Annotated in this window: 24 protein-coding genes and 1 other RNA gene; 16 read left to right on the top strand and 9 right to left on the bottom strand. The window is 66.8% G+C overall.

All coding sequences use genetic code 11. The features are described from left to right. The 11 genes from nusA (at position 1) to ACOQPD_RS03785 (ending at position 11,403) form a co-directional block, all read left to right on the top strand. Positions 1-1,020, top strand: coding sequence for a transcription termination factor NusA (nusA, locus tag ACOQPD_RS03835; RefSeq protein ID WP_420613581.1), 1,020 nt, complete (start codon positions 1-3; stop codon positions 1,018-1,020). 139 nt (positions 1,021-1,159) lie between these two features. After that, positions 1,160-3,187, top strand: coding sequence for a translation initiation factor IF-2 (infB, locus tag ACOQPD_RS03830; RefSeq protein WP_420613580.1), 2,028 nt, complete (start codon positions 1,160-1,162; stop codon positions 3,185-3,187). Positions 3,188-3,208: 21 nt separating this feature from the next. Next, a complete protein-coding gene (locus ACOQPD_RS03825; protein WP_420613579.1) occupies positions 3,209-3,511 on the top strand; it encodes a DUF503 domain-containing protein in 303 nt (100 codons plus the stop codon). 13 nt (positions 3,512-3,524) lie between these two features. Beyond that, the gene (rbfA, locus tag ACOQPD_RS03820; protein WP_420613578.1) at positions 3,525-3,875 is read left to right on the top strand and encodes a 30S ribosome-binding factor RbfA; all 351 of its coding nucleotides are present in this window, start codon (positions 3,525-3,527) and stop codon (positions 3,873-3,875) included. Further along, a complete protein-coding gene (locus tag ACOQPD_RS03815; RefSeq protein ID WP_420613577.1) occupies positions 3,875-4,843 on the top strand; it encodes a DHH family phosphoesterase in 969 nt (322 codons plus the stop codon). The genes rbfA and ACOQPD_RS03815 overlap by 1 nt, the downstream gene beginning before the upstream one ends. Then, entirely contained in the window at positions 4,840-5,721 is an 882-nt protein-coding gene (gene truB / locus ACOQPD_RS03810; RefSeq protein ID WP_420613576.1) for a tRNA pseudouridine(55) synthase TruB, read from the top strand. Before ACOQPD_RS03815 ends, truB begins: the two co-directional genes overlap by 4 nt. Before the next feature lie 10 nt (positions 5,722-5,731). Then, complete coding sequence (locus tag ACOQPD_RS03805) at positions 5,732-6,670, top strand: bifunctional riboflavin kinase/FAD synthetase (RefSeq protein WP_420613575.1); 939 nt, start codon at positions 5,732-5,734, stop codon at positions 6,668-6,670. Positions 6,671-6,774: 104 nt separating this feature from the next. Further along, positions 6,775-6,975, top strand: coding sequence for a hypothetical protein (locus tag ACOQPD_RS03800; protein WP_420613574.1), 201 nt, complete (start codon positions 6,775-6,777; stop codon positions 6,973-6,975). Positions 6,976-7,089: 114 nt separating this feature from the next. Further along, on the top strand, positions 7,090-7,347 hold the full coding sequence (gene rpsO / locus ACOQPD_RS03795; protein WP_420613573.1) for a 30S ribosomal protein S15: 258 nt from the start codon (positions 7,090-7,092) through the stop codon (positions 7,345-7,347). A gap of 333 nt (positions 7,348-7,680) precedes the next feature. Continuing rightward, positions 7,681-10,131 (top strand): polyribonucleotide nucleotidyltransferase, encoded by a 2,451-nt coding sequence (locus tag ACOQPD_RS03790; RefSeq protein WP_420613572.1) that lies wholly within the window; start codon positions 7,681-7,683, stop codon positions 10,129-10,131. 393 nt (positions 10,132-10,524) lie between these two features. Further along, positions 10,525-11,403, top strand: coding sequence for an Fpg/Nei family DNA glycosylase (locus ACOQPD_RS03785; protein WP_420613571.1), 879 nt, complete (start codon positions 10,525-10,527; stop codon positions 11,401-11,403). A gap of 67 nt (positions 11,404-11,470) precedes the next feature. Here the strand turns inward: ACOQPD_RS03785 and ACOQPD_RS03780 are convergent, their stop codons facing one another. The 5 genes from ACOQPD_RS03780 to ACOQPD_RS03760 all read right to left on the bottom strand — a co-directional run bounded on the left by ACOQPD_RS03780 (position 11,471) and on the right by ACOQPD_RS03760 (position 15,445). Next, positions 11,471-12,463, bottom strand: coding sequence for a TIGR03557 family F420-dependent LLM class oxidoreductase (locus tag ACOQPD_RS03780; RefSeq protein WP_420613570.1), 993 nt, complete (start codon positions 12,461-12,463; stop codon positions 11,471-11,473). A 191-nt stretch (positions 12,464-12,654) separates the two neighbouring features. Continuing rightward, entirely contained in the window at positions 12,655-13,347 is a 693-nt protein-coding gene (locus tag ACOQPD_RS03775; protein ID WP_420613569.1) for an SCO1664 family protein, read from the bottom strand. Then, positions 13,344-13,856, bottom strand: a complete 513-nt coding sequence (locus ACOQPD_RS03770) for a DUF3090 family protein (RefSeq protein WP_420613568.1) — start codon at positions 13,854-13,856, stop codon at positions 13,344-13,346. Before ACOQPD_RS03770 ends, ACOQPD_RS03775 begins: the two co-directional genes overlap by 4 nt. After that, positions 13,853-14,455 carry a histidine phosphatase family protein gene (locus ACOQPD_RS03765; protein WP_420613567.1) on the bottom strand — a complete coding sequence of 201 codons (603 nt, stop codon included), beginning with the start codon at positions 14,453-14,455 and terminating at the stop codon, positions 13,853-13,855. The genes ACOQPD_RS03770 and ACOQPD_RS03765 overlap by 4 nt, the downstream gene beginning before the upstream one ends. Before the next feature lie 237 nt (positions 14,456-14,692). Next, positions 14,693-15,445 carry an SOS response-associated peptidase gene (locus ACOQPD_RS03760; protein ID WP_420613566.1) on the bottom strand — a complete coding sequence of 251 codons (753 nt, stop codon included), beginning with the start codon at positions 15,443-15,445 and terminating at the stop codon, positions 14,693-14,695. A gap of 26 nt (positions 15,446-15,471) precedes the next feature. Between ACOQPD_RS03760 and rnpB the strand changes: the two genes are divergently transcribed. Further along, an RNA gene (gene rnpB, locus ACOQPD_RS03755) (RNase P RNA component class A) lies at positions 15,472-15,834 on the top strand. 17 nt (positions 15,835-15,851) lie between these two features. On the opposite strand, the gene ACOQPD_RS03750 is transcribed toward rnpB, so the two are convergent. Beyond that, the gene (locus ACOQPD_RS03750) at positions 15,852-16,250 is read right to left on the bottom strand and encodes a hypothetical protein (RefSeq protein ID WP_420613565.1); all 399 of its coding nucleotides are present in this window, start codon (positions 16,248-16,250) and stop codon (positions 15,852-15,854) included. A gap of 138 nt (positions 16,251-16,388) precedes the next feature. Between ACOQPD_RS03750 and ACOQPD_RS03745 the strand changes: the two genes are divergently transcribed. From ACOQPD_RS03745 to ACOQPD_RS03730, 4 genes are all read left to right on the top strand, one after another. Next, complete coding sequence (locus ACOQPD_RS03745; RefSeq protein WP_420613564.1) at positions 16,389-17,033, top strand: MIP/aquaporin family protein; 645 nt, start codon at positions 16,389-16,391, stop codon at positions 17,031-17,033. 163 nt (positions 17,034-17,196) lie between these two features. Next, on the top strand, positions 17,197-18,231 hold the full coding sequence (gene trpD, locus ACOQPD_RS03740) for an anthranilate phosphoribosyltransferase (RefSeq protein ID WP_420613563.1): 1,035 nt from the start codon (positions 17,197-17,199) through the stop codon (positions 18,229-18,231). A gap of 72 nt (positions 18,232-18,303) precedes the next feature. Next, positions 18,304-18,750: a hypothetical protein gene (locus ACOQPD_RS03735; RefSeq protein WP_420613562.1), complete on the top strand. Its 447-nt coding sequence runs from the start codon at positions 18,304-18,306 to the stop codon at positions 18,748-18,750. A gap of 18 nt (positions 18,751-18,768) precedes the next feature. Continuing rightward, entirely contained in the window at positions 18,769-19,053 is a 285-nt protein-coding gene (locus ACOQPD_RS03730) for a hypothetical protein (RefSeq protein WP_420613561.1), read from the top strand. 185 nt (positions 19,054-19,238) lie between these two features. On the opposite strand, the gene ACOQPD_RS03725 is transcribed toward ACOQPD_RS03730, so the two are convergent. The 3 genes from ACOQPD_RS03725 to ACOQPD_RS03715 are packed head-to-tail and all read right to left on the bottom strand — an operon-like array spanning position 19,239 to position 21,618. Next, positions 19,239-20,024, bottom strand: a complete 786-nt coding sequence (locus ACOQPD_RS03725; protein ID WP_420613560.1) for an ABC transporter permease — start codon at positions 20,022-20,024, stop codon at positions 19,239-19,241. An 8-nt stretch (positions 20,025-20,032) separates the two neighbouring features. Further along, a complete protein-coding gene (locus tag ACOQPD_RS03720) occupies positions 20,033-20,839 on the bottom strand; it encodes an ABC transporter ATP-binding protein (RefSeq protein ID WP_420613559.1) in 807 nt (268 codons plus the stop codon). Continuing rightward, complete coding sequence (locus ACOQPD_RS03715) at positions 20,836-21,618, bottom strand: nucleoside phosphorylase (RefSeq protein WP_420613558.1); 783 nt, start codon at positions 21,616-21,618, stop codon at positions 20,836-20,838. The genes ACOQPD_RS03720 and ACOQPD_RS03715 overlap by 4 nt, the downstream gene beginning before the upstream one ends. Positions 21,619-21,660: the final 42 nt, after the last annotated feature.

Raw genomic sequence — 21,660 nt, 5'->3', positions numbered from 1 at the left:
ATGAAGATCGACTACCGGGTCATGGAGGCCCTCGAGATGTTGGAGCGGGAGCGCGGCATCCCCGTCGACACGATTCTCGCTGCCCTGGCCAACGCGCTCGTGTCGGCCTACAAGCGGACTCCGGGCGCCGCGGAGGAGGCCCGGGTGACCATCCAGCCGGACTCCGGCGAGATCATCGTTTACGCACAGGAGCTCGATGACGACGGAAACGTCATCGAGGAGTGGGAGGACACCGCCACCGACTTCGGTCGGATAGCGGCCAGCACCGCCAAGCAGGTGATCGCCCAGCAGCTCCGGGAAGCCAAGCGCGAGCAGGTGTTCGACGCCTACGAGGGCCGCGAGGGCGACCTGGTGACCGGCATGGTGCAGCAGCATGACAACCGGTACACGATCCTCGACCTGGGTAACGCAGAGGCGATGATGCCGGGTTCCGAGCGGATCCCCTACGAGCGGCTGGAGCGAGGCGCCCGGGCGAAGGCCCTGATCATCGAGGTTCGGCGCGAGACCAAGGGCCCGCAGATCGTGGTGTCGCGTTCCCATCCCGACCTGGTTCGCCGGCTGCTCGAGCTGGCGGTGCCGGAGTTGCTGGACGGAACGGTGCAGATCCGTTCGATAGCCCGGGAGGCGGGCCATCGCACCAAGATCGCGGTGGTGTCCAATGATGCCAACGTGGATCCCAAAGGAGCCTGCGTCGGCGCCCGCGGATCCCGGGTACGCAACGTTGTCAACGAGTTGCGGGGCGAGAAGGTGGACGTGGTGCAATGGCGTGATGACACGGCCCAATTCATCGCTGAGGCCCTTGGCCCGGCCAAGGTGCGTGATGTACAGGTTGATGAGGAAGAGAAGTCGGCGGTGGTGATAGTGAGCGAACACCAGCTCTCGCTGGCCATCGGTCGGGAGGGTCAGAACGCCCGGTTGGCTACCCGACTAACCGGCTACCGCATCGACATACAGAGTGACTCCAGGTCCCGGCGGCCGGCTACCCGGGGGCGCGGTCCGGTCGCTGCCGGTGGCCGTTAGCAGCGCGCGAGCAGGTTGTGCGAGGCTCGACCGACCGGGAACGGTCTTGGAGGGATTCTCATCAGCGGGAAGGGGTTCCGGGATCGGCCGGACACCGGGTGGCCCTCTTGATGGTACCGCGGGGGCGTAAGCAGCCATGGTGACCAAGCGCATCTACGAACTGGCGAAGGAGATGGGCCTGGCCTCTCGTGACGTTCTGACCACGGCCCAGGACCTGGGACTGCCGGTTACCACCGCCTCCTCCGGGCTGGACCAGGGCGATGCCGAGGCCCTTCGCTCCATGCTCCTACCGGAGGAGCCGGAAGAAGAAGAAGTTGCCGATACCCCCCAGCCGGCGCCCGACTCGCCGGAAGAGGCCTCCGCTCCGGAACCCGACATCCCCGAGCCCGATGACATCAGGGTCATCGTCGTGCCGTCCGGCGTATCGGTGCTCGAGATGGCGCGAGCCATGCACCAGCCGGTGGGCGAGCTGGTAAGGCAGTTGCTGTCGATGGGGCTGATGGCGGCTGCCGCAGCGCCGGTGCCGCCCGAGGCCATCGAGCCCCTGGCGGAACACTTCGGGATCATGGTCGAAGTCGAGCATGGCGAGGAACCGGAGGAGGTCGACGAGCCCCTGGTCAAGCCGAAGCGGGTATTCGACGACGATCCCGCCTCCCTGAAGGCTCGTCCGCCTGTCGTCACAGTGATGGGCCATGTCGATCACGGCAAGACCACCCTGCTGGACTACATCCGCGACACCAATGTCGTGTCCGGAGAAGCAGGGGGGATCACCCAGCACATCGGCGCCTACCAGGCCACAGTCGACGGGCGTCCGATCACGTTCATCGATACGCCCGGCCATGCCGCCTTCACCGCCATGAGGGCCCGGGGAGCCGAGGTGACCGACATCGTCGTGCTGGTGGTGGCGGCGGACGACGGGGTCATGCCACAGACCGCCGAAGCGATCAGCCATACCATGGCGGCAGGCGTGCCGATGATCGTCGCCATCAACAAGATGGACCTCGAGAACGCCGACCCGCTGAGGGTACGCGCCATGCTGACCGAGCACGAGGTGGTCACGGAAGAGCTGGGTGGCGAAGTCGTCTCGGTCGAGGTGTCCGCGACCACCGGGGAGGGCATGGACAACCTCCTCGAGATGATCGACCTGGTGGCCCAGGTGTCGGAGTTCACGGCCAACCCGAAGGCCCCGGCTTCGGGAGTGGTGATCGAGAGCCACCTCGATCGAGGGCTGGGTCCGGTAGGCACCGTGATCGTGCAACGGGGAACGCTGAAGCGAGGGGATTCGCTGGTGGCAGGGATGGTGAGCGGCCGGGCCCGCTCCATCATCGACCACACGGGCCGTCGCGTCTCGACCGCAACTCCCTCCACTCCGGTGCTGGTGTCGGGATGGGCGTCGGTTCCGGCTGCGGGCGACATGTTCGAGGTGGTGAAGAACGACCGTATAGCCCGATCCATGGCGGCCGACCAGGTGGATGCGGTCCGGGCCAGGACGCTCGTGGTACCCACCGCCCGGGAGCGCCTCGGGCAGTTGCTCGAGCGTTTGCGGTCCCAGGAGCAGACCGAACTCCTTCTCATCATCAAGGCCGACGCCGACGGTTCGGTGGAGGCGATCCGGGAGGCGGTCGGCCAGATCGCCCGCGAGGGTGGTCGGGTCAACGTGGTACATGCGGCAGTGGGCGGCATCAACGAGAATGACATCACGCTGGCCGACGCCACGGGCTCGGTGGTGGTCGGATTCAACGTCCGTCCCGATCCGAACGCGAGGCGAGCGGCCGCGGCGGCGGGAATCGAGGTACTCACCTACTCGATCATCTACGAGCTCCTCGACGAGATGGAGCAGATGCTGGTCGGTCGCCTGGCGCCGACCCGGGAGGAGACCCTGGTGGGTGTGGCTCAGGTGCGAGCTACCTTCCGCGTGCCTCGCCTGGGCTCCGTCGCCGGTTGCTACGTCACCGAGGGCACCATCGTGAGGGAGGCGAAGGCCCGGGTGGTCCGGGGCGGGAGCGTCATCTATGACGGTCGGGTGGCGTCGCTACGCCGGTTCAAGGACGATGTGCGCGAGGTGGCGGCCGGATACGAGTGCGGCATCGGGCTCGAACGCTTCCGGGATGTCAAGGACGGCGACGTCATCGAGACCTACCGCGTCGATGAGATCGCCGCCACATGATCGCGCTGACGTGAGTACCCCATGGCGAGCATGCACGCCGCGGCGCTCCGGGTTGATCTGCGTTTGCGGGATGTACATTCTCTGAAGGCCAAGCGGCAGCGCATCGCTCGGCTGTCCGCCAACCTGCGCCGCGCCTTCCCTGTGGCGTTCGCCGAGGTCGATCACCACGACCAGTGGCAGCGGACTGCGGTGGGGGTGGGCATAGTCTCGCCGCATGCGACGCAGTTGGAGATGGCGGTACATTCGGTGTGTCGCTTCTTCGATCGGTGGGAGGAGGCCGAGGTGCTGTCGGTCGGCATCTCCTACCTGGAGGACCCGCCATGAGGGAGAGGTCAGGATGGGCCTGAGGCTCCGGAGGGTCAACGAGATCCTCAGGGAGGTCATCGCGGAGGAGTGCCAGAACCTCAAGGACCCACGAATCGGGTTCCTGACGGTGACCGGCGTGTCAACATCCCCCGATCTCCGTAACGCCGAGGTTTACTACACCGTCCTCGGGGACGAAGAAGCCGAGGCTCAGACCGCCAGGGCGCTGGCGGCGGCGGCCCCCCGGATCCGCGCCGCCGTGGGTCCGCAGGTGCGGATGAAGTACCTTCCCGAGTTGAGGTTCGTTCCCGATCCGGCCGTGGCGCATGCCCGGCGGATCGAGGAGATTCTGAAGAATATGGACGGGCGAGGCGGGAGCGGGTGATGCCGGGGGCGATTCCCGGCCTGACGGACGCGGCCTGCGCCATCCGGGAGGCCGGCTCGCTGGTCGCCACGGGCCATGTGAATCCGGACGGCGATGCCCTGGGGTCATCCCTGGGCTTGGCGTTGTCGGCCCGTGCGGCGGGCCGCTCGGCGCGAGCCTGCTTCGGCGGGGGCTTCGCCCTGGGGCGGCACTTCAGCTTCCTGGATACCGGGCCGGTGGTGGATCCCGGGGAGGCCGGCGCGCCCGACGTGCTGGTGGCCTTCGACTGCAATGATCCGGAGCGGCTGGGCGCGGAACTGGCGCCGGTGGTCGAGGCGGCCGGGACCGTGGTGATGATCGACCATCACGTGGCGGGCGCCGGATTCGGAGACATCAGGGTGTGCGAACCGAGCGCTCCGGCGGCCGCGCTGCTCTGCTACCGCCTGATCAGGCTGATCGGCTGGGATCTGCCGCCCGAAGCAGCCACGGCCCTGCTGCTGGGTCTGGTTACCGACACCGGTCGCTTCCAGTACGGCAACACCAATCCCGAGGCCCTCCGGGCGGCGGCCGAACTGGTGGAGGTGGGAGCGCGCCCGGAGGTGATCGGGCAAGCCGTCTACGAGTCGGTGCCGTTCGGGTACCTCGGCGTCGCCGGAGCCGTCCTGTCCCGCGCCACGCTGGAGCCGGCTCACTCCCTGGTGTGGTCCTACCTCACCCAGGACGATCTCGGGCGCCATCGCATCGGGATGGAGGATGCCGACGCCCTGATCGATGATGTCCGGATAGCCCGGGAGGCCGAGGTGGCGCTGCTGCTCAAGGAACAGCCCGGCGGGAAGTGGAAGCTGAGCCTGAGGTCCCGCCGCCACGTGGATGTGGCGGCCATAGCGGAGACGATGGGTGGCGGCGGCCACCACCGCGCCGCCGGATGCTCCTTCTCGGGCACGCGGGACGAAGCGGTCGAAGCGGTGAGAAGGCGGCTGGCCGGGTGAGCGCCGGCTCCGGGATCATGCTGGTCGACAAGGCCGGCGGGTGGACGTCCCATGACGTTGTGGCCAGGTCCCGCCGGATCCTCGGCATGCGCCGGATCGGGCACGCCGGCACTCTCGATCCCATGGCAACCGGCCTGCTCGTCCTCGGCATCGGCAGGGCCACCAGGTTGCTGCGCTTCGTCACCGACCTGCCCAAGGAGTACGAGGCCACTGCCCTTTTCGGCGTGGCCACCGACAGCCTGGATGCCGACGGAGAGGTGACCGGGCGGGCGCCGATGAGCATCGACCGGGATGATCTGGACGGCATCATGGACCGCTTCAGGGGGGAGATACTCCAGAGGCCTCCGATGGTGTCGGCGGTGAAGGTGGGCGGCAAGCGCCTGCACGAACTGGCCAGGCGAGGCGAGGAGGTCGAACGGCCTGCCCGAAGGGTGCGGGTGGACCGCCTGGACCTGGAGGGGTTCGCGGCGGGCCCGTTCCCGGAGGTACGCCTCCGGGTGGTGGGAGGCAGCGGCCTCTACATCCGCGTGCTCGCCGATGATCTGGCCAGGGCCCTGGGCGGGCGGGCTCATCTGAGTTCCCTCCGCAGGGTCGCCAGCGGCAGCCTCAGGGTTGAGGAGGCGTGGACCGTCGAGCAACTGGCATGCCTCGGTGAAGAGGGCCGGCTGGCCGAAGCGGTGCTGGAGCCCGCCGCGGCGCTGTCGCATCTGCCGTCCGTGACTGTGGATGACGATACGGCTGCCCGGGTGCGCAACGGGCGGCGCCTGCCTTCCCCCCCGGGCCTGGACGGGCACGTTCGGGTGACCGCGGACGGGCGGCTCCTGGCCGTATACCGGGCCCGCGACGATCGGCTGGTTCCGGAGGTGGTGCTCGCGTGAGTCCGGTGCGATGAAGATCTGGAGGGGCGATCCGCTCGGCTGGGGGCCGGGTCCCGAGGCAGGAACGGCGCTGACCATCGGGGTGTTCGACGGCGTCCACCGGGGTCACCGGACCCTGCTGGCCGCCCTGTCGGAGCGGGCAGTCCGGGCAGGGGGTATCGAGACGGTCGTGGTCACCTTCGATGTCCATCCCCGCCGGTTCTTCGACCCCGTCGACGGGCCCGCCATGCTGGTTACGCTCTCCCGCCGGCTCGAACTGCTGGAGTCGGTGGGCGTGGGCCACGTGGGGGTGCTCCCCTTCGCGGACGCGCGGCACCTGGGGCCCGAGGCCTTCATTCGCCGGGTGGTGTCGGGCGGTTTCAACGCCCGGGCCGTGGTGGTGGGGGAGGGCTTCCGGTACGGCGCCGGGCGATCCGGAGACATGGCCGCCCTCGCGGCCTCGGGTCAAACGCACGGCTTCCGGGTCGAGGCCGTCCGGCTGCGGGACGGTGAGGAGGGACCGATCTCGTCGTCCGCAATCCGCCGACACATCGCGGCAGGCGAGGTGGTGGCCGCCGCCGAGTTGCTCGGCCGGCCCCATGAGGTGGCCGGCCGGACGGCCGCTCCCGAGAGGGGAGGGGATGCCTCGACCCTGGCCGTGGAAGTGGACTGGTCGATGGCGGTGCCCGGGCCCGGGATCTACGCCGTGGTGGTCGGCACGGCTGATCCGGGCAGTTCCGGCGCCTGCTCGATCGGTGGTGCCGGCCGGCCGCTCCGGGTCAGGCTGCCGGATCGGCGGATCGGCCGGAACCAGGGTGATCGCCTGGTCGTGTCCTTCCTCGACCGCGTCCGCCCCGCGCCGTCGGGCGGCCTTGCTCGACCCCGGATCACCTCCGCGGATCTGGCCGGAGCGCTCCGGCTGGTCGGCGGTTCCTCACGTCAAAGCCCGAGCCCGCCCTCCGGAGAGTGAGAAATGTAGGGGTTGAACTCCGGCGGATTCGGGCCCACGATGGTCTTCACGGTGTGAACGGGGACCGGAACACACCGGCAAGCGACATGATTGGATGATCACAAGTGGACGATCGAGACCGCAACGGACAGCTCCTACGGGCCTACCTGGCCGTGTTCGAGCTCACCTACCTGCGCATCCTGCTGGCGATCCTGCAATTCCAGCGTTGGGCGATGATCACTTTCTACCGGCTCGTGCTCGGGATCGACAAGCGGCCGCCGCCCCGGCCGACACAGGCGGAGCTCCGCGAGCGGTACGGGCGGTGACGCGGGGACGTGCTCACGGGCCGGTGCGCACCAGATCGCCGGGAGGGTGCTACACTCCAGCCGGTTCCCACTGCTATACATGCCGGTTTGGGATGTGCTGATCGAGTGAGAGAGATGAGAGCGACCCAGGAAATAGTCACTGAGTTCGGTGCTCATGACAGCGATACCGGATCCCCCGAGGTCCAGGTGGCGCTGCTCTCCCAGCGAATCCGTCACTTGACCGAGCATCTGCGCGAGCACAAACACGACCATCACAGCCGCCGAGGCCTGTTGATGATGGTGGGTAAGCGTAAGCGGCTGCTGGACTACCTTCGGAAGAACGATGCCGAGCGGTATCGTCGGGTGATCGCCAAGCTTGGATTGCGTCGATAGCAATCCGTAGAGACGGTTCTCAACATCAAAGCGGTGAACCGGACCGGCCTCCGGCAGTGCATACCCGAGTCCGGTGGCAAATAAGAGTGGGATGATCGAAGCGCCCCCTACGGCGCTCATCGATGATGGTGAGGCCTACAGGAGAGTCCTGTAGCCGACCGAACCACATAAGCAGGCTGGAAAGCGCCCGGAGAACGGCGTTGATCAGTTGTCAGTCGCCATTCCTTCGTGACGCGGCGCTTCTCCGAAGCGTCCGGAGGTATGACCACTGGTAATTGACTTCGCTGCTCTCCGAGTGATCGGTGCCTGGACGTAGAAAATCAAGGAGAGCATGTGTCTGAACAAGTCGTTCGCGGCCAAATAGGTGACAAAGAGGTCGTGATTTCCACCGGCAAACTCGCCGGTAGAGCAAACGGGGCGGTTCGCGTCTCGATGGGGGAGACCGAAGTGCTGGTCGCCGCCACTGCCAGCACCAGGCCCAGGGAGGGCGTGAGCTTCTTCCCGCTCACGATCGACGTCGAGGAGCGGATGTACGCGGTGGGCAAGATCCCCGGGTCCTTCTTCCGCCGGGAGGGTCGCGCCACGGAGCGGGCCACGCTCAGCGCTCGGCTCATCGACCGGCCCCTCCGCCCGTCCTTCCGTAACGGGTACCGCAATGACACCCATGTGGTGGCCACCGTCCTCCAAGTGGACGGAGAGACCGCCTACGACGTGCTGGCTCTCAACGGAGCATCGGCAGCCCTGACCATCAGCGACATCCCCTTCGAGGGCCCGCTGGGCGGCGTCCGGCTGGGCCTCGGAGAGGACGGTTGGGTGCCGTTCCCCACGTTCAGCGAACTGGAGGAGTGCGTGTTCGACCTCGTAGTGGTCGGCAAGCGTAACGAGTCGGGATCGGTGGACATCGTGATGGTGGAGGCCGGCGCCACCGACGGCGTCCTGACACTGGTCAACGACGGCCGCACCGCACCGGACGAGGACGCGGTGGCCGCCGGCCTCGAGGAGGCCAAGTCCTACATCGGGCAGCTGCTCGATCTCCAGGACGAGCTCCAGGAAGCGACCGGCAAGGAGGTCGGGGAATGGCCGTCGGTCATCGAGTACCCGGACGAGGTGTACGAGCGCGTATCGGAGCTGGCCGGCGACGGGGTCGCCGGAGTGGTCAGTATCACCGACAAGGCTGAGCGGAAGTCCGCCGAGGCGGAATTGGCCGAGCGGGTGGTCGCCGAGTACGGGATGGATGAGGATGACACCGAGACCGCCCGGCAGGTCCAAGCCTCGTTGCGAGCCGCTACCAAGAAGGCGATGCGCCGGCGGATCATCGAGGAGGGCGTCCGTATGGACGGCAGAAGCGCCACCGATATCCGGTCGCTGGCCGCCGAGGTCAACGTGCTGAGCCGGGCCCACGGGTCCGCCCTGTTCACTCGCGGAGAGACGCAGGTGCTGAATGTCCTCACCCTGGGCATGCCACGCATGGAGCAGATGCTCGACACGATCAGTAACGAGGAAGCCAAGCGCTACATGCATCACTACAACTTCCCGCCCTACTGCACCGGCGAGGCCGGGTTCATGAGAGGACCCAAGCGCCGGGAGATCGGGCACGGCGCCCTGGCGGAGAAGGCCCTCCGGCCGGTGCTTCCTGCCGACGACGGATTCCAGTACACGCTCCGCCTGGTGTCGGAGGTGCTCTCGTCCAACGGCTCCTCGTCCATGGCTTCGGTCTGCGCCTCGTCGCTCTCCCTCATGGATGCGGGCGTCGAGATCGCCGGTCCGGTGGCCGGGATCGCCATGGGCTTGATCGCCGACGGCGAGAACTACGTGACCCTGACCGACATCCTCGGGGCCGAGGACGCCCTGGGCGACATGGACTTCAAGGTGGCGGGAACCGCGGACTTCATCACCGCCCTCCAGCTCGACATGAAGATCGACGGTCTGCCGGCGGAAGTGCTGGCCGGAGCGCTGGTCCAGGCCAGGCAGGCCAGGCTCGAAGTACTGGACGTCATGTGCCAGGCGATCGACGGGCCCCGGGAGGAGATGAAGGAGCACGCTCCCCGGCTGGAGACCGTCCAGATCCCGGTGGACAAGATCGGCGACATCATCGGTCCCAAGGGGAAGATCATCCGTGAGCTGGAGGCCGAGACCGGCGCCTCGATCGAGGTCCAGGATGACGGCACGGTGCTGGTGTCCTCGAGCGACGGCACCTCTCTCGCCGACGCCATGAACCGGGTCAACGAGATCGCCTTCCCGCCGACTCCGGAGGTGGACAAGCAGTACGAGGGCAAGGTGGTGAGCATCACCGACTTCGGGGCTTTCATCAACATCCTTCCGGGCAAGGACGGCCTCCTGCATATCTCCAAGTTCGACAGCACCCGCCACGTGCGCCGGGTGGGCGACTACCTGTCCGAGGGTGATCCCCTGGCGGTGGTGGTCGATTCCGTCGACCGGAATGGCAAGGTCTCGCTCAAGGTGACGGCCGATCTGGAGCCGAAGCCCGGCGCCAACGTCGGCGCCCCGGGCCAGCGGCGCGATCGCGGTGACCGAGGATCCGGACGCGGCGGCGGCGGGAGAGGCCCCAACCGGGGCCGCGGACCCCGCCAGGGCAGAGGCGGCGGCCGGCCGGGAGGCCGGGGCGGCGGTAACCGGGGTCGTGGCCAGGGCGGTCGTGGCCAGGGCGGCCGCAGCCAGGGGAGTCGTAACCAGGGCGGCGGTAACCGCCGGAGCTCAGGCTCGTCAGCCGATGGCGGGCGTAGGTTCGCCTCCTTCGAGGACGCCTTCACCGACGGCATCTGAGCAGACCACGAAGGACCCTCATCCGAGGGCTTCGGATAACGCAATCACGAAGTGACCGAGCCGGGTGTTCGAGCTACTTTTCGTAGCCTGAGCACCCGGCTCGGTCCGTGAGACCGGATTCGGTACCGCTGCGGGTACGCCTTCGTCAGCGGGTCTTGCGAGGAACTCCGCCGGCTGGCGCATACCACACCGCCATTCCACGGTCAGACCGGGGGGTCTGTCCGTGAAGCGACTTGGCGTGTTCTGCTTGCCTTCGGTGTCCCGTCGCTGCGTTCCGCTTCCTTGACGGACCGCTGCGGGTACGCCTTCGTCAGCGGGCCTTGCGAGGAACTCCGCCGGCTGGCGCATACCACACCGCCATTCCACGGTCAGACCCCCCCTAGGCTCGGGAGCATGCCGGAACTACCCGATGTGGTCGTATACCTTGAGTCCCTCGAACGGTTTGTCGGGGGGAGGGTTCTGGAACGGGCGAGGGTGGTGTCGATCTCGCTCCTCCGCACCTTCGATCCGCCTCTCTCCGAAGTGGAGGGCAGGCGGGTGGTCGGGTTCCGCCGCATGGGGAAGCGCCTGGTCCTCGAACTCGAGGACGACCTCTTCATGGTGTTCCACCTGATGGTGGCAGGCCGGTTCAGATGGAGGAAGCGCGGTCAGGCCGTCCCCAAGAAGGTCGGTCACGCCGCGTTCGATTTCCCGAACGGAACGCTGGTACTCACCGAGCAGGGGTCCAGGAAGCGGGCCTCCTTGCATGTGCATCGGGGCGCGGATGCACTGGCCGAGCACGAGCGCGGCGGCCTCGAGCCGCTCGAAGCAACGCCGGAAGCCTTCGCCGAAGCGCTGAGGCGCCAGAACCGGACGCTCAAGCGGGCCCTGACCGATCCCCGAATACTCTCGGGCATCGGCAATGCGTACTCGGACGAGATACTCCACCGGGCCGGACTCTCGCCGGTGACGTTGACCAGCCGGCTTGACGACCCCGCCGTGCAGCGGCTCCATGAGGCGACCGTCAGCACCCTTACCGAATGGGCGGATCGGATGCGTGACGAGGTCGGTGACGGGTTCCCGGAGCGGGTAACGGCCTTCCGGCCCGAAATGGCCGTTCATGGCAAGTACCGGCAGCCCTGTCCCGTGTGCGGGAGTCCGGTCCGGCGGATCGTGTACGCATCCAACGAGACCAACTACTGCGCCGGATGCCAGACGGGGGGACGGATACTGGCCGACCGGGCCCTCTCCCGGCTCCTGAAGGACCAGTGGCCCTCGGCGATCCCGGACTGACCGCTCTCCGGTTCTGTGGGAGAGAGACCGACACCCGACCCCGGCGGTCCGGCGTCATGGCCCGTCCTCAGTTCGTGGCGGCTTCGCGGAGGGCGGGGAGGACTTCTCGGCCCAGGAGTTCGATGAGACCCTCCTGGTCGACCGAGGCCATCTGGATGGTGACGATGTCGGCGTCGATCGAGCCCACCAGGGGCAGGTACAGGTCGACGATGTCCTCGGCGCCGGCCGCCCTTCCGTAGCGCCCGAGGATCTCCTCGCGCGGAAGGTCGTCGGCTCGTTTGCGGAGCGTCATCGGATCGACGGCTTGGAGACGTCCCGGCGCCCTCAGCCCGCGCCATGAATAGAGCGCTTCCCAAGCCTCGTCATCGCTACCCGCCAAGATCGCCCATCGTGAGGTGAGCAGTATCGGGCGGGGCCGTCCGGCCTCGGCCGCCGACTCCCGTGCCGGGCCGACGGCCCGCTCCAGCGCGACCGCAGGATCCTTCACCGAGACGATGATTCCGTCCGCCTTTCGGCCTGCCAGACCGGCTGTCTTGGGACCGCCCGCCGCCACGAGGATCGGCACGCGAGAGACGGGAGGGGAATACAGCTTGGCCCGGTCGGTGGTGTAGTAGTCGCCGCTGTAGGAGAGCTTCTCCCCATCCAGCAGGCGGCGGATGATGTCGAGCGCCTCCGACATCCTGGCGGCGCGCTCCGCATACTTGGGAAAGTGGTAGCCGAGCGGGCCTTCGTTGATGTTCTCGCCGGTGCCCACGCCGAGGTTGAACCGCCCCCCGCTCAACCGGTCGATAGTGGCGGCCGCCTGGGCGGTAATTGCGGGATGGAACCTCCACAAGGGGGTGGTCACGCCGGTGGTGATCTCGATCCGCTCGGTGGCCTGCGCCATGGCGCCCAGGGTGGAGTAGGCGAATCCGGAGGCCGACGCGTCATCGACCCAGGGATGGAAGTGCTCCGATACCACCACCATGTCGAAGCCGGCCTGCTCGGCGAGCACAGCATGGCGGACCAGTTGCTCGGGCTGCCATTGCTCATGGCCGCAGAAGTAGGCGAAGCGCTTCATCGGATCATCTCCATTGGTGTCTTATGTGTCGTTCAGGCCGGATTGGGCCACAGATAGAACGCCGCCATGATGCCCAAGAATATGATCGTGGCCAAAAAGGAGCCCCACCGGCTCCGGCCGTTGTCCGCAGGAGATGCCATCGCCGGTACAGGATAGACGGGAGATCGGTGGGGTTGTGATCAATCTCCGGCTCACCAGAGCGGCCACGGGAGGGGATGACGGTCGGTCGGTGGGTAGGGGTGGGTCGGATCGTCGAGCAGAGCGTCCACCCGGGCTGCCAGAGCGTCGGCTTCCTCACCGCCGAGGAGTTCCTCGGTACGGGCGTGGAGCCGATCGTCAAGGGCCCGCTCGAGCTTCCGGACGCATTCCACCATCGCGGCGGGTAGGGCTTGGCCGGAGAAGGCCCACATCACCGTGCGGAGTTTGGGCTCGGCGTGAAGCGCCAGACCGTGATCGATGCACCAGATCCTGCCCGCGTCATCGGCTATCACGTGTCCGGCCTTGCGGTCGGCACTGTTGATCACCAGATCCAGGGTGACGATCGGCCAGAGGCTCGGGTCGGCCTCGTTGATGAGGGTCGCCGGATCGAACTCATCGTCCACCTCCACGAAGACCTGGGCCGAGCCCGGCCCGAACGGCCCGCTGACCGGCACCGTCTCGGGGACGCAATCCAGCCCTGCCGCTCCGGCGAGTTCGAAGGTCAGCACCTCACGGGCCGGCAGGGTCCGGCAGTCGAAGTCGTGGAGGGGGCGCTGTCCGCGTTCGGGCTTGTAGACCACCATCCTGCCCGCCTCGGTGACAGCCAGGAGCGTCGCGTTGGAAGCGTTCCGGAACCGCCCGATTATCTCTGCGATATCCCAGGCGTCGCCGGCCCGGCCGGTCACCCGGGCAGTCGGTGGCCGTTACCCGAGGGGCAGTTGTGGCCCTCAGGGTCCTCGGGCAACAGGCATTCCGGGCATTGAGCCCGTCCCGAGTGGACAGCTCGCAGCGCCATCACCGCGCCCGCCTTCAGCTGCCGAGGGGTGATCGCGAAGGTGGCTCTCTCATCGTCGGCCTGCCCTTCCAGCAGCAGGGTCATCTGCTCGTCCCCCTCGATGCGCATGGCGATGGACATCACCCGGAACAGCACGTCGGCTTCGAGAGTCGGCTCGGGCAGGTCGGCGCCGTGCGCCACCAGATCATCCACCGGAACGTCATCATCCCAGCCCATGTTGGAGATCAGATCCAGGCCCTGCTCGCCGAGCACCGCCGCCTGGTTCTTCTCGAACAGGAACCAGGCCCTCTCCTGCTGCGTCTCGACGAACAGGTAGAAGGCCCTCTGTCCGGGCGGGCCGATGGTCCCGACGAGGAAGGTGTCCACCGGTCCGAACTGCCGTGACGATGGGCCGTTCATACGACCACCCCGGTGGCGTTGACGGACACGACAGCGGGGGCCTCGTCTCCGTCGAACCGGAGTTCTGAGACCGAGGCGGTCGAGATCCTCAGCCGCTGGAACAGGTCGAGGGCCTGACCGAGGTAGTGGGCGATAACCAGCTTGATGATGTCCGAATGGCTGACCGCGACCACCGTCTTCCCTTCGTGCGTCCCGGCGATCCGCTCGACGCTCGCCACCGACCGGTGCTGAGCCTCCGCAAATGACTCACCATTCGGGAACCGGAACCGGGAGGGCGTCATCTGGACCGATTTCCAAGCCTTCAGGCGCCGCAGCGACTCGAGGGTCTGCCCGGTCCACCCGCCGAAGTCCATCTCGATCAGGCCGGGATCGACGACCGGCTGCATCTCGTGGGGCCCGGCGACAATGGCGGCTGTCTCCATGGTCCGTTCGATGGGTGAACTGTATACCGCCTCGATTTCCAACCCGGCCAGCGCATCAGCGACGGCCAGGGCGGCCTGGCGACCCTGGCGATCCAGGGAGACGCCCGGCGCCCGGCCGGTCAGGCGGTCGCCGGTTTCGGGAGTGGGAGCGTGACGCACCAGGAGTATGCGGGTCATGTGCACGTCTGAATCTAGATCGCTCCGCAGCGCATCCGTAAACGAGGCTTCGCCTTCGGGCCGCGGCAGGTACTTGATTGCGGTCGCCGGTAGGCATCCGAAGGCTATTGGCGGAGGTTCGATGTCTGCCCGGCCCCGGACACCCGACGTCACGCCGGCCCGGGAACCTCAGGTTTAGGGCGCCGTCAGCGGTGCGGACAGCCTGGAGAATGAGGTCGCAGCCGAGCGGTCGGCTTCCTACGAGTCGGTCGGTTCGAGGTGGGACTGGGGGATGATGTTGGTGGGGAGATTGTTTCGCACGCTGTTTACCTGGCGCGACACCGGGTACCAGGTCAGTTTGGAGCCGGCCAGGGGACCCAGGAGCGACTCGATGGCCCCGGCAGATCGGACGTCCCGGTCCAACCAGAGGTCCCAGTGGTCGGGTTCCAGGATCACCGGCATGCGGGTGTGGATCGGAGACAGGCCCTCGTTGGCGATGGTGGTGATGATGGCGGCGCTCCGGACCCACTCCTCGGTCTCCGGATCCTTCCAGGCTGACCAGATACCGGCGAAGGCCATCGGGGAGTCGTCGGCCATCCTCACGAAGTACGGGTGCTTCCCGGCCGCGGTGTGGCCCCATTCGAAGAACCCGGTGGCAGGGAGGAGGCATCGTCTGCGGCGTACCGAATCCCGAAAGGCGGGCTTGGTGGCCACGGTTTCGGCTCGGGCATTGATGTTGAGCGGTCCCTTCCGGCCGGCGGACCAGTGCGGTATCAGACCCCAGCGGAATGATCCCAACTGGCGGGATCCTCTGTGCTCGGCCACGGCGTACACAGGGTCGGTAGGCGCCACGTTGTAGCTGGGTTCGAGACGCTCTGTCATCACGTGGTCCACTCGGAAGTAACCGACCAGGTCGTCGGGCTCGGCGTTGATTACGTACCGTCCACACATACGGACGCCCAGGTTACCGGCCACCAGGGTGCCCAGCCCGTCTGCGGCCATTGGTGCCATACCGTCACTATCCTGACCGTCTGCGGCGAGTTCGCCAGACGGCCGCGGTTGCTCATGCGATCGAGGAAAGTCCGGACTCCACAGGACAGGGAGCTGGGTAACGCCCAGGCGGGGCGACCCGACGGAAAGTGCCACAGAGATCAGACCGCCGATGGCCCGTTCGGGCACAGGCAAGGGTGAAACGGTGGTGTAAGAGACCACCAGCATCCCGGGAGACCGGGGTGGCTGGTAAACCCCTCCCGGAGCAAGGTCAAGCAGAGGCGTCGGTGGTCCGCCGGTCAAGCTTCGGGTGGACCGCACCGAGGTCTGGCGGCGACGCAGACCCCAGATGGATGGCCGTCGCCCGTCACAAGCGGGTACAGAATCCGGCTTACCGGCGGGCTCGCTGCAGGCCTACCGCCGCCACCTAGGTCTGGTCGTCGGGCCGGGACCTGCCCCCTAACGCGCCGGCGAGGTGGCCGATGATCGCGGCGACCAGCGCGAACCCCGCCAGCGTCAGCGGGCTGGCTGGACTACCGGCCACCAGGCTGAACGAGGCCACCACCGCGTAGACCGTCAGGGCGGCGACGGCGCCGTGCATGCGGGCGAAGAAGGGTGGAACCAGGCGTCCGGCCACGTATCCCGCCACGAACTCGCCCCCGAAGAGGGCCACGCCCAGGACTGCCCAGGTGATGGTGTCACCGGTGTCTATGCCGGCGCGGGCGCCGAGCCAGAGGATGGCCAGGCCGACCAGTCCGGCGAAGACCATCGAGAGCAGGCCGGCTACCGCCCCGAGCCCCGCCGCTACCAGATTGATCGACTTCATGATCTGTCACGGATCCCCGGGGCCTGTCCCGGATCGGGCCGGGCCCGACGGCCGGATCCGAGGCCGCCGATGAAACGCCCGGGCGTGGTCGTGGGTCTAACCTGCGAGAAATAGCCCACCTCAAGAGGGAGGCCCGTCTTGACTGGTTCACTCAACAAGTACCTAGCGGAGTTGCTGGGGGCATTCGTGCTGATCGGCGTCGGTTCCATGGCGATCCTCAGCTCGGGCGGCAGCATCGTAGCGATAGCCTTCGGTTTCGGTCTGGCCTTCCTGATAGCCCTCTACATGTTCGGCTCGGTGTCGGACGGTCACTACAACCCGGCCGTCACGCTGGCCCAGCTTATCCGGGGCGAGATCACTGCTGCCGATGCGGTCGGCTACATCGTGGCCCAGCTCGCAGGGGCGGTCCTGGCTTCGGGCCTGGTGGCCGCCGTGCTGGGCACCTCGGCGGTCGGTACGACCGTGGTGGGGGACGGGTCGGGCGTCGGCACGATCTGGGTCCTGGCACTCGAAGCGCTGTTCACAGCCTTCCTGGTGATAGTCATCCTGCGCGTCACCTCGGGCGAGAACGCGAGCGCGCCGGTCATCATCGGTCTGACACTGGTGGTCATCCACCTGGCGCTGTTCCCGATAACGGGCGCTTCCGTCAACCCGGTGCGGAGCCTGGGCCCCGCCATCGTGGCCGCGGACTTCACCGACGCGTGGGCCTACATCGTGGGTCCCCTGGTGGGTGGCGCAGTAGCGGTCTACGTGGACCGTTTCGTCCACGCCGAGGCTTCCTAAGAAAGGCCTTCCTCCTCAGGCCTTTTGACAGGTACGGGGTCGGTGTCCTTTCCGGCCCCGTACCTTCCGCGTCCGGGCCGGCCGCGGACCCGTAACGGGACCAATGGTCTAGGGCAGGTCTCGCCCCGACTCGGTCGGCCCGAGCACTGATAAGCTCCCCGCCATGACGGACTTCTCCTGGTCAGAGGTGCTGGGCACGATTTCGCGAGGCGCCGACCTGAACCGGGCCCAGGCCCGCCAGGCCATGCGCCAGGTAATGGGCGGCTTCGCCTCCCCCGCCCAGATCGCCGGTCTGATCGTCGCGCTCCGTATCAAGGGAGAGACGGTGGAGGAGATGGGCGGCCTGGTCGATGGCATGGTGGAGGCGGCGGTCCGGGTCGACCTCGGCGACGCCGATCCCGTGGACATCGTGGGAACCGGAGGCGACCGTTCCGGCACATTCAATATCTCCACCACAGCCTCCTTCGTAGCGGCCGGCGCCGGCGTACCGATCGCCAAGCACGGCAACCGGTCCATGTCGTCCAAGTGCGGCTCGGCAGACGTGCTGGAGGCCCTGGGGGTGATCATCGACCTGCCGGCCGAGAGGAATCGCCGGCTGTTCTTGGATACGGGCTACGCGTTCTTCCTCGCGCCGGTCTACCACCCGGCGATGCGCTTCGCCGGCCCGGTCCGCAAGGAGCTCGGTATTCCCACGGTCTTCAACTTCCTGGGCCCGTTGAGCAATCCGGCCGGGGTGCGGAAGTATGCGCTCGGGGTGGCGGATGGGCGCATGGCCGAGCGCATGGTCCGGGTGCTGAGTCTGAGAGGGTCGGAGCGGGCCCTCGTGTTCCACGGCTCCGACGGCATTGACGAGCTGACCCTGAGCGGGCCTTCCGTGGTCTGGCGGCTGGACGGCGGCCGGGTGTCCAGAACCGAGGTGTCGCCCGAGGAGGTGGGTCTGCGACCGGCGCCCGTGTCGGAACTCCTAGGGGGGACGGCCGAGGTGAACGCGGGCATCACCCGCCGCGTTCTGGAAGGCGAACCCGGTCCCCCTCGAGATGTTTGCCTGCTGAACGCGGCGGCTGCCATCGCTGCGTCAGGCCTCACGGACGACCTGGCCGAGGCGGTTGGGGCAGCCGCCTCGTCGATCGACAACGGCTCGGCCGGCGACGTTCTGGACAGGGTGGTGGCTCGGAGCCGGGAGTTGGCCGGGAGCTGATCCGGACGTTCACCTGAGATATCCGTCCGGATGGCTTACGGTTGTGCCTCTTCGATGCTTATTATCCGGGGTGTGAAAGGCCGTAATCGAGTAGCGGGTACCGTCCTGGCCGCCGCGATCGCCCTGGGAGCGTGCGGAGGCGGATCGAGCGAGCAGGTCGTGTCCGAACCGGCGGAGCCGGCCACCACCTCAGCGGTTACCACCTCGGAAGCCGTGGCCGTTACAACGGCTGCCACCGCAGCTTCCGGCTCCACCGTTGCGGAGGATCCGCCCGCTGCCACCACCGCGACCGTAGCTCCGGAAGAGCCGGTAGAGACCCCTACGACTGCCGCCGTTGCCGAGACGACCGCGGCCACGGAGGCCGCCGCCGTTCCCGAGACGACCCAGGCCACTGAGCCCGTTGCGGTTCCCGAAGGACCTCCCGTGCCGGCCCTAACGCTGGAACTGGAGGATGGGACAACCTTCGTCACGACCGAGGCCACCCGCCCCGTTCTCTACCTGTTCTGGGCCGAGTGGTGACCGGCATGTCGACGGGAGTTGCCCGTCGTCGATTATGTGGCCGGCGAGTTCGCCGGCGAGGTTGACGTGATCGCGGTCGCTTGGGCTTCAACCCACGAGAAGACGGCATCCGCCGCCCGCGGGTTCCTTACCTCGGGGGCCACCCGCTGGATGCTGGATGAGGACCAGTCGGTGTTCGCCGCCTTCGAGGTGACTTCCCAGCCCATCGGGGTGTTCACGGTGGGAGGCGTCGAGGTGAAGCGTTGGTTCGGTTCCTTCCCCGAGCAGGACCTCCGCCAGCTCTTCACGGACGCCATCGCCTGACCGCGAAGAACCCCCGGGTCTCACCCGAGTCAGTAAACGGCGTCGCGATCCCGGCAGGCCGTGAGGCAACTTCACGATCACCCCAGAGCGGGTCCGCTCTAAAGGCTGCTTCAGAACGTCGAGTTCTTGACGAAGAGGGCTCTTCGTTGCGCTTCTGGGCGGGATGCGGGCCTGTCAGCCGTTGCCTAGCTGTCATGTTGCCGGGCCTCGGGCCAGCGCAGGGTGGCTCTCTCGATCCACCCAATGAGGTGGAAGAACACGATTCCGGCCAGGGACGAAAGGGTTATCGCAGCGAACATGAGCCTGGTGTCGATCCGGTAGCTGGCCTGCACGATGACGAAGCCGATGCCTCGGTCCGCACCGGTGAATTCGGCCACTATGGCGCCTATTACAGAGAGGGTTGCTGCGACCCGTAGTCCGGCGAAGACATACGGCAGCGAGCTCGGGAGCCGCAACCGCCAGAAGATCGAGGCTTTGCGGGCGGATAGGACGCGCATCAATTCCATCGCCTGGCTGCTGACGGACCGCAGGCCGCGGGTTGTGTTGACGAGAACGGGGAAGAAGCAGATGATGGCAGCGATTGCGACCTTGGGGATGAGGGTGTATCCGAACCAGATGGTGAGGAGCGGCGCGATAGCGACGATCGGGATGGTCTGGAGGACGATTGCCCAGGGGAACGCGGCCCGTTCGACGATCCTGACATGGACGAACACTACGGCCGTGACGAAGGCCACCCCGCCTCCGATCAGGAAGCCGGTGACAGCTTCCAGCATTGTCCATCCAAGGTCGGCTACGAGGGAGGGGCCCTTGGCGATCAACTCTCTGCCGATCTCGGTCGGGCTGGGCACAATGTAGGCGGGGACGCCCGCTGCGATCACGACGATCTGCCATACGACGAGGGCTAGGAGCGCCAGAATCGCAGCCGGGACTACCCCTCTCCAACTGCTGGCGCTACCTTCCCTTGAAAGCATGGTCCTGATCACCCTGCCCCCGTGGTTGGGGCGGTCTCTAGAAGGGCTCGTAGCTCTCTCGCGAGTGACCCGAACTCTGGTTCGTAGCGGAGGTCAAGTGCTCTGGGTCGAGGGAAGGGGATCCGGGCGACTCGAACGACGCGCCCCGGACGGGGACTCAGTACGGCGACCCGGTCGGCCAGGAATATGGCCTCTTGGATACTGTGAGTCACGAATATCACCGTCGCTTGCGCCTGGTGCCACACATCGAGTAGCTGCTGGTTGAGACGGTCTCGCGTGAACTCGTCCAGTGCCCCGAAGGGTTCGTCCATCAACAGGGTGGACGCCTGGTAGATCAATGCTCGGGCGAGGGCAACCCGTGACTGCATCCCCCCTGACATCTGTGACGGGTAGTGCTCTTCGAACCCGCCGAGGCCTACGTCGCTCAGCAGCCGGCGTGCCAGATGCTCGGTTCGAGGACTGTGTGCCGGATTGCGGGAGCCGAGAATCCTGTTGGGCAGCAGAACGTTGCCTAACGCTCGCAGCCACGGGAACAGCACGGGGTCTTGGAAGACGAACCCGAACTCGACATCTCGCCGCGCTTGTTCAGGGGTCTTGCCGTGAACAGAGATGGTGCCGCTCGTGGGGTCAAGCAGACCCGAAACGAGACGCAGCAGGGTCGATTTGCCGCACCCTGAGGGGCCGACGACCGCCATGAACTCGCCGGTTGGGATTACGAGGTCAATGTCCTTGAGGGCGACAACCGGGTTGTATCCACCGAATCTCATCCCTACCTTGTTGAGAACGATGCCTGACCCGCCAGATGGTCGGCTCATGACCCCTGTTTCTTGGCCTCGTATCTTCTGATGCCTTCGAGCGCTACGTCTATGGCGTTGTGCCAACCGCCGATAAGTGCTTCGTTTGCTCCTGTGTAGTCAATCTCCTCAGGTGCCGTGTAGTTGTACGAGACCGCACAAACGGACGCTGCTTTTAGACCGCGGAGGTGCGCGATCGTGAAGATCGCGGCGCTTTCCATCTCAATGTTCAAGATTCTCTGTCTCATCCGGTTCTTTACCCGGTCCTCGGTCTCTGCGTAGAACGCGTCGGCCGAGGCGTTGATGCCGATGTACAAGCCGAAGCCGCGTTCCTGGCTGAGAGCCTGGCCTGCTTCGATCAGAGCCGCCGTGAGGAAGTGATCCGCCACGGCGGGGAATCCGTCATCGACCAGGGTGGCGGTGGTTCCGTCTTCCCGCTTGGATGCGACATTGATCAGGATGTCGCCCTTCCGGATCCCCGGCACGAATGCCGCACTGCTTCCGACCCGGATGAAATGTGACACACCCACGTTTGCCAGTTCCTCGACAGCGATCGAGGCCGATGGGCAGCCGATTCCGGTGGATGTGCCACTCACGGGGATACCTTGATATGCGCCGGTCACAGTCCGGTATTCCCGGTGGTACGCGACGTCTTTGGGTTCGTCGATGTGTTCGGCGATCAAGAGCACTCTTCCCGGATCCCCGGGCAACAGTACGTAGTCAGCCACATCGCCAGGTTTGACGCGCAGGTGATATTGCATCTTGTCCGCATTACCTGCGGTGTTGTCGAACAGGTCCATGACTCGTCCTTTCGTGGAGGGATGAGGGTCCCCCCCTTGGGG

The sequence above is a fragment of the Candidatus Spongiisocius sp. genome (genome assembly GCF_965221825.1).
Lineage (GTDB): Bacteria > Actinomycetota > Acidimicrobiia > Spongiisociales > Spongiisociaceae > Spongiisocius.
Note: the sequence above shows the minus strand (reverse complement) of the source record. Positions and strands in the feature narration are given on the sequence as shown.

Bases quoted from the DNA above. Each gene is read 5' to 3' on its own strand.
- nusA (WP_420613581.1), top strand. From the start codon at position 1: ATGAAGATCGACTACCGGGTCATGGAGGCCCTCGAGATGTTGGAGCGG.
- ACOQPD_RS03825 (WP_420613579.1), top strand. From the start codon at position 3,209: ATGGCGAGCATGCACGCCGCGGCGCTCCGGGTTGATCTGCGTTTGCGG.
- rbfA (WP_420613578.1), top strand. From the start codon at position 3,525: ATGGGCCTGAGGCTCCGGAGGGTCAACGAGATCCTCAGGGAGGTCATC.
- ACOQPD_RS03815 (WP_420613577.1), top strand. From the start codon at position 3,875: ATGCCGGGGGCGATTCCCGGCCTGACGGACGCGGCCTGCGCCATCCGG.
- ACOQPD_RS03805 (WP_420613575.1), top strand. From the start codon at position 5,732: ATGAAGATCTGGAGGGGCGATCCGCTCGGCTGGGGGCCGGGTCCCGAG.
- rpsO (WP_420613573.1), top strand. From the start codon at position 7,090: ATGAGAGCGACCCAGGAAATAGTCACTGAGTTCGGTGCTCATGACAGC.
- ACOQPD_RS03785 (WP_420613571.1), top strand. From the start codon at position 10,525: ATGCCGGAACTACCCGATGTGGTCGTATACCTTGAGTCCCTCGAACGG.
- ACOQPD_RS03780 (WP_420613570.1), bottom strand. From the start codon at position 12,463: ATGAAGCGCTTCGCCTACTTCTGCGGCCATGAGCAATGGCAGCCCGAG.
- ACOQPD_RS03770 (WP_420613568.1), bottom strand. From the start codon at position 13,856: ATGAACGGCCCATCGTCACGGCAGTTCGGACCGGTGGACACCTTCCTC.
- ACOQPD_RS03765 (WP_420613567.1), bottom strand. From the start codon at position 14,455: ATGACCCGCATACTCCTGGTGCGTCACGCTCCCACTCCCGAAACCGGC.
- ACOQPD_RS03760 (WP_420613566.1), bottom strand. From the start codon at position 15,445: ATGGCACCAATGGCCGCAGACGGGCTGGGCACCCTGGTGGCCGGTAAC.
- ACOQPD_RS03750 (WP_420613565.1), bottom strand. From the start codon at position 16,250: ATGAAGTCGATCAATCTGGTAGCGGCGGGGCTCGGGGCGGTAGCCGGC.
- trpD (WP_420613563.1), top strand. From the start codon at position 17,197: ATGACGGACTTCTCCTGGTCAGAGGTGCTGGGCACGATTTCGCGAGGC.
- ACOQPD_RS03725 (WP_420613560.1), bottom strand. From the start codon at position 20,024: ATGCTTTCAAGGGAAGGTAGCGCCAGCAGTTGGAGAGGGGTAGTCCCG.
- ACOQPD_RS03720 (WP_420613559.1), bottom strand. From the start codon at position 20,839: ATGAGCCGACCATCTGGCGGGTCAGGCATCGTTCTCAACAAGGTAGGG.
- ACOQPD_RS03715 (WP_420613558.1), bottom strand. From the start codon at position 21,618: ATGGACCTGTTCGACAACACCGCAGGTAATGCGGACAAGATGCAATAT.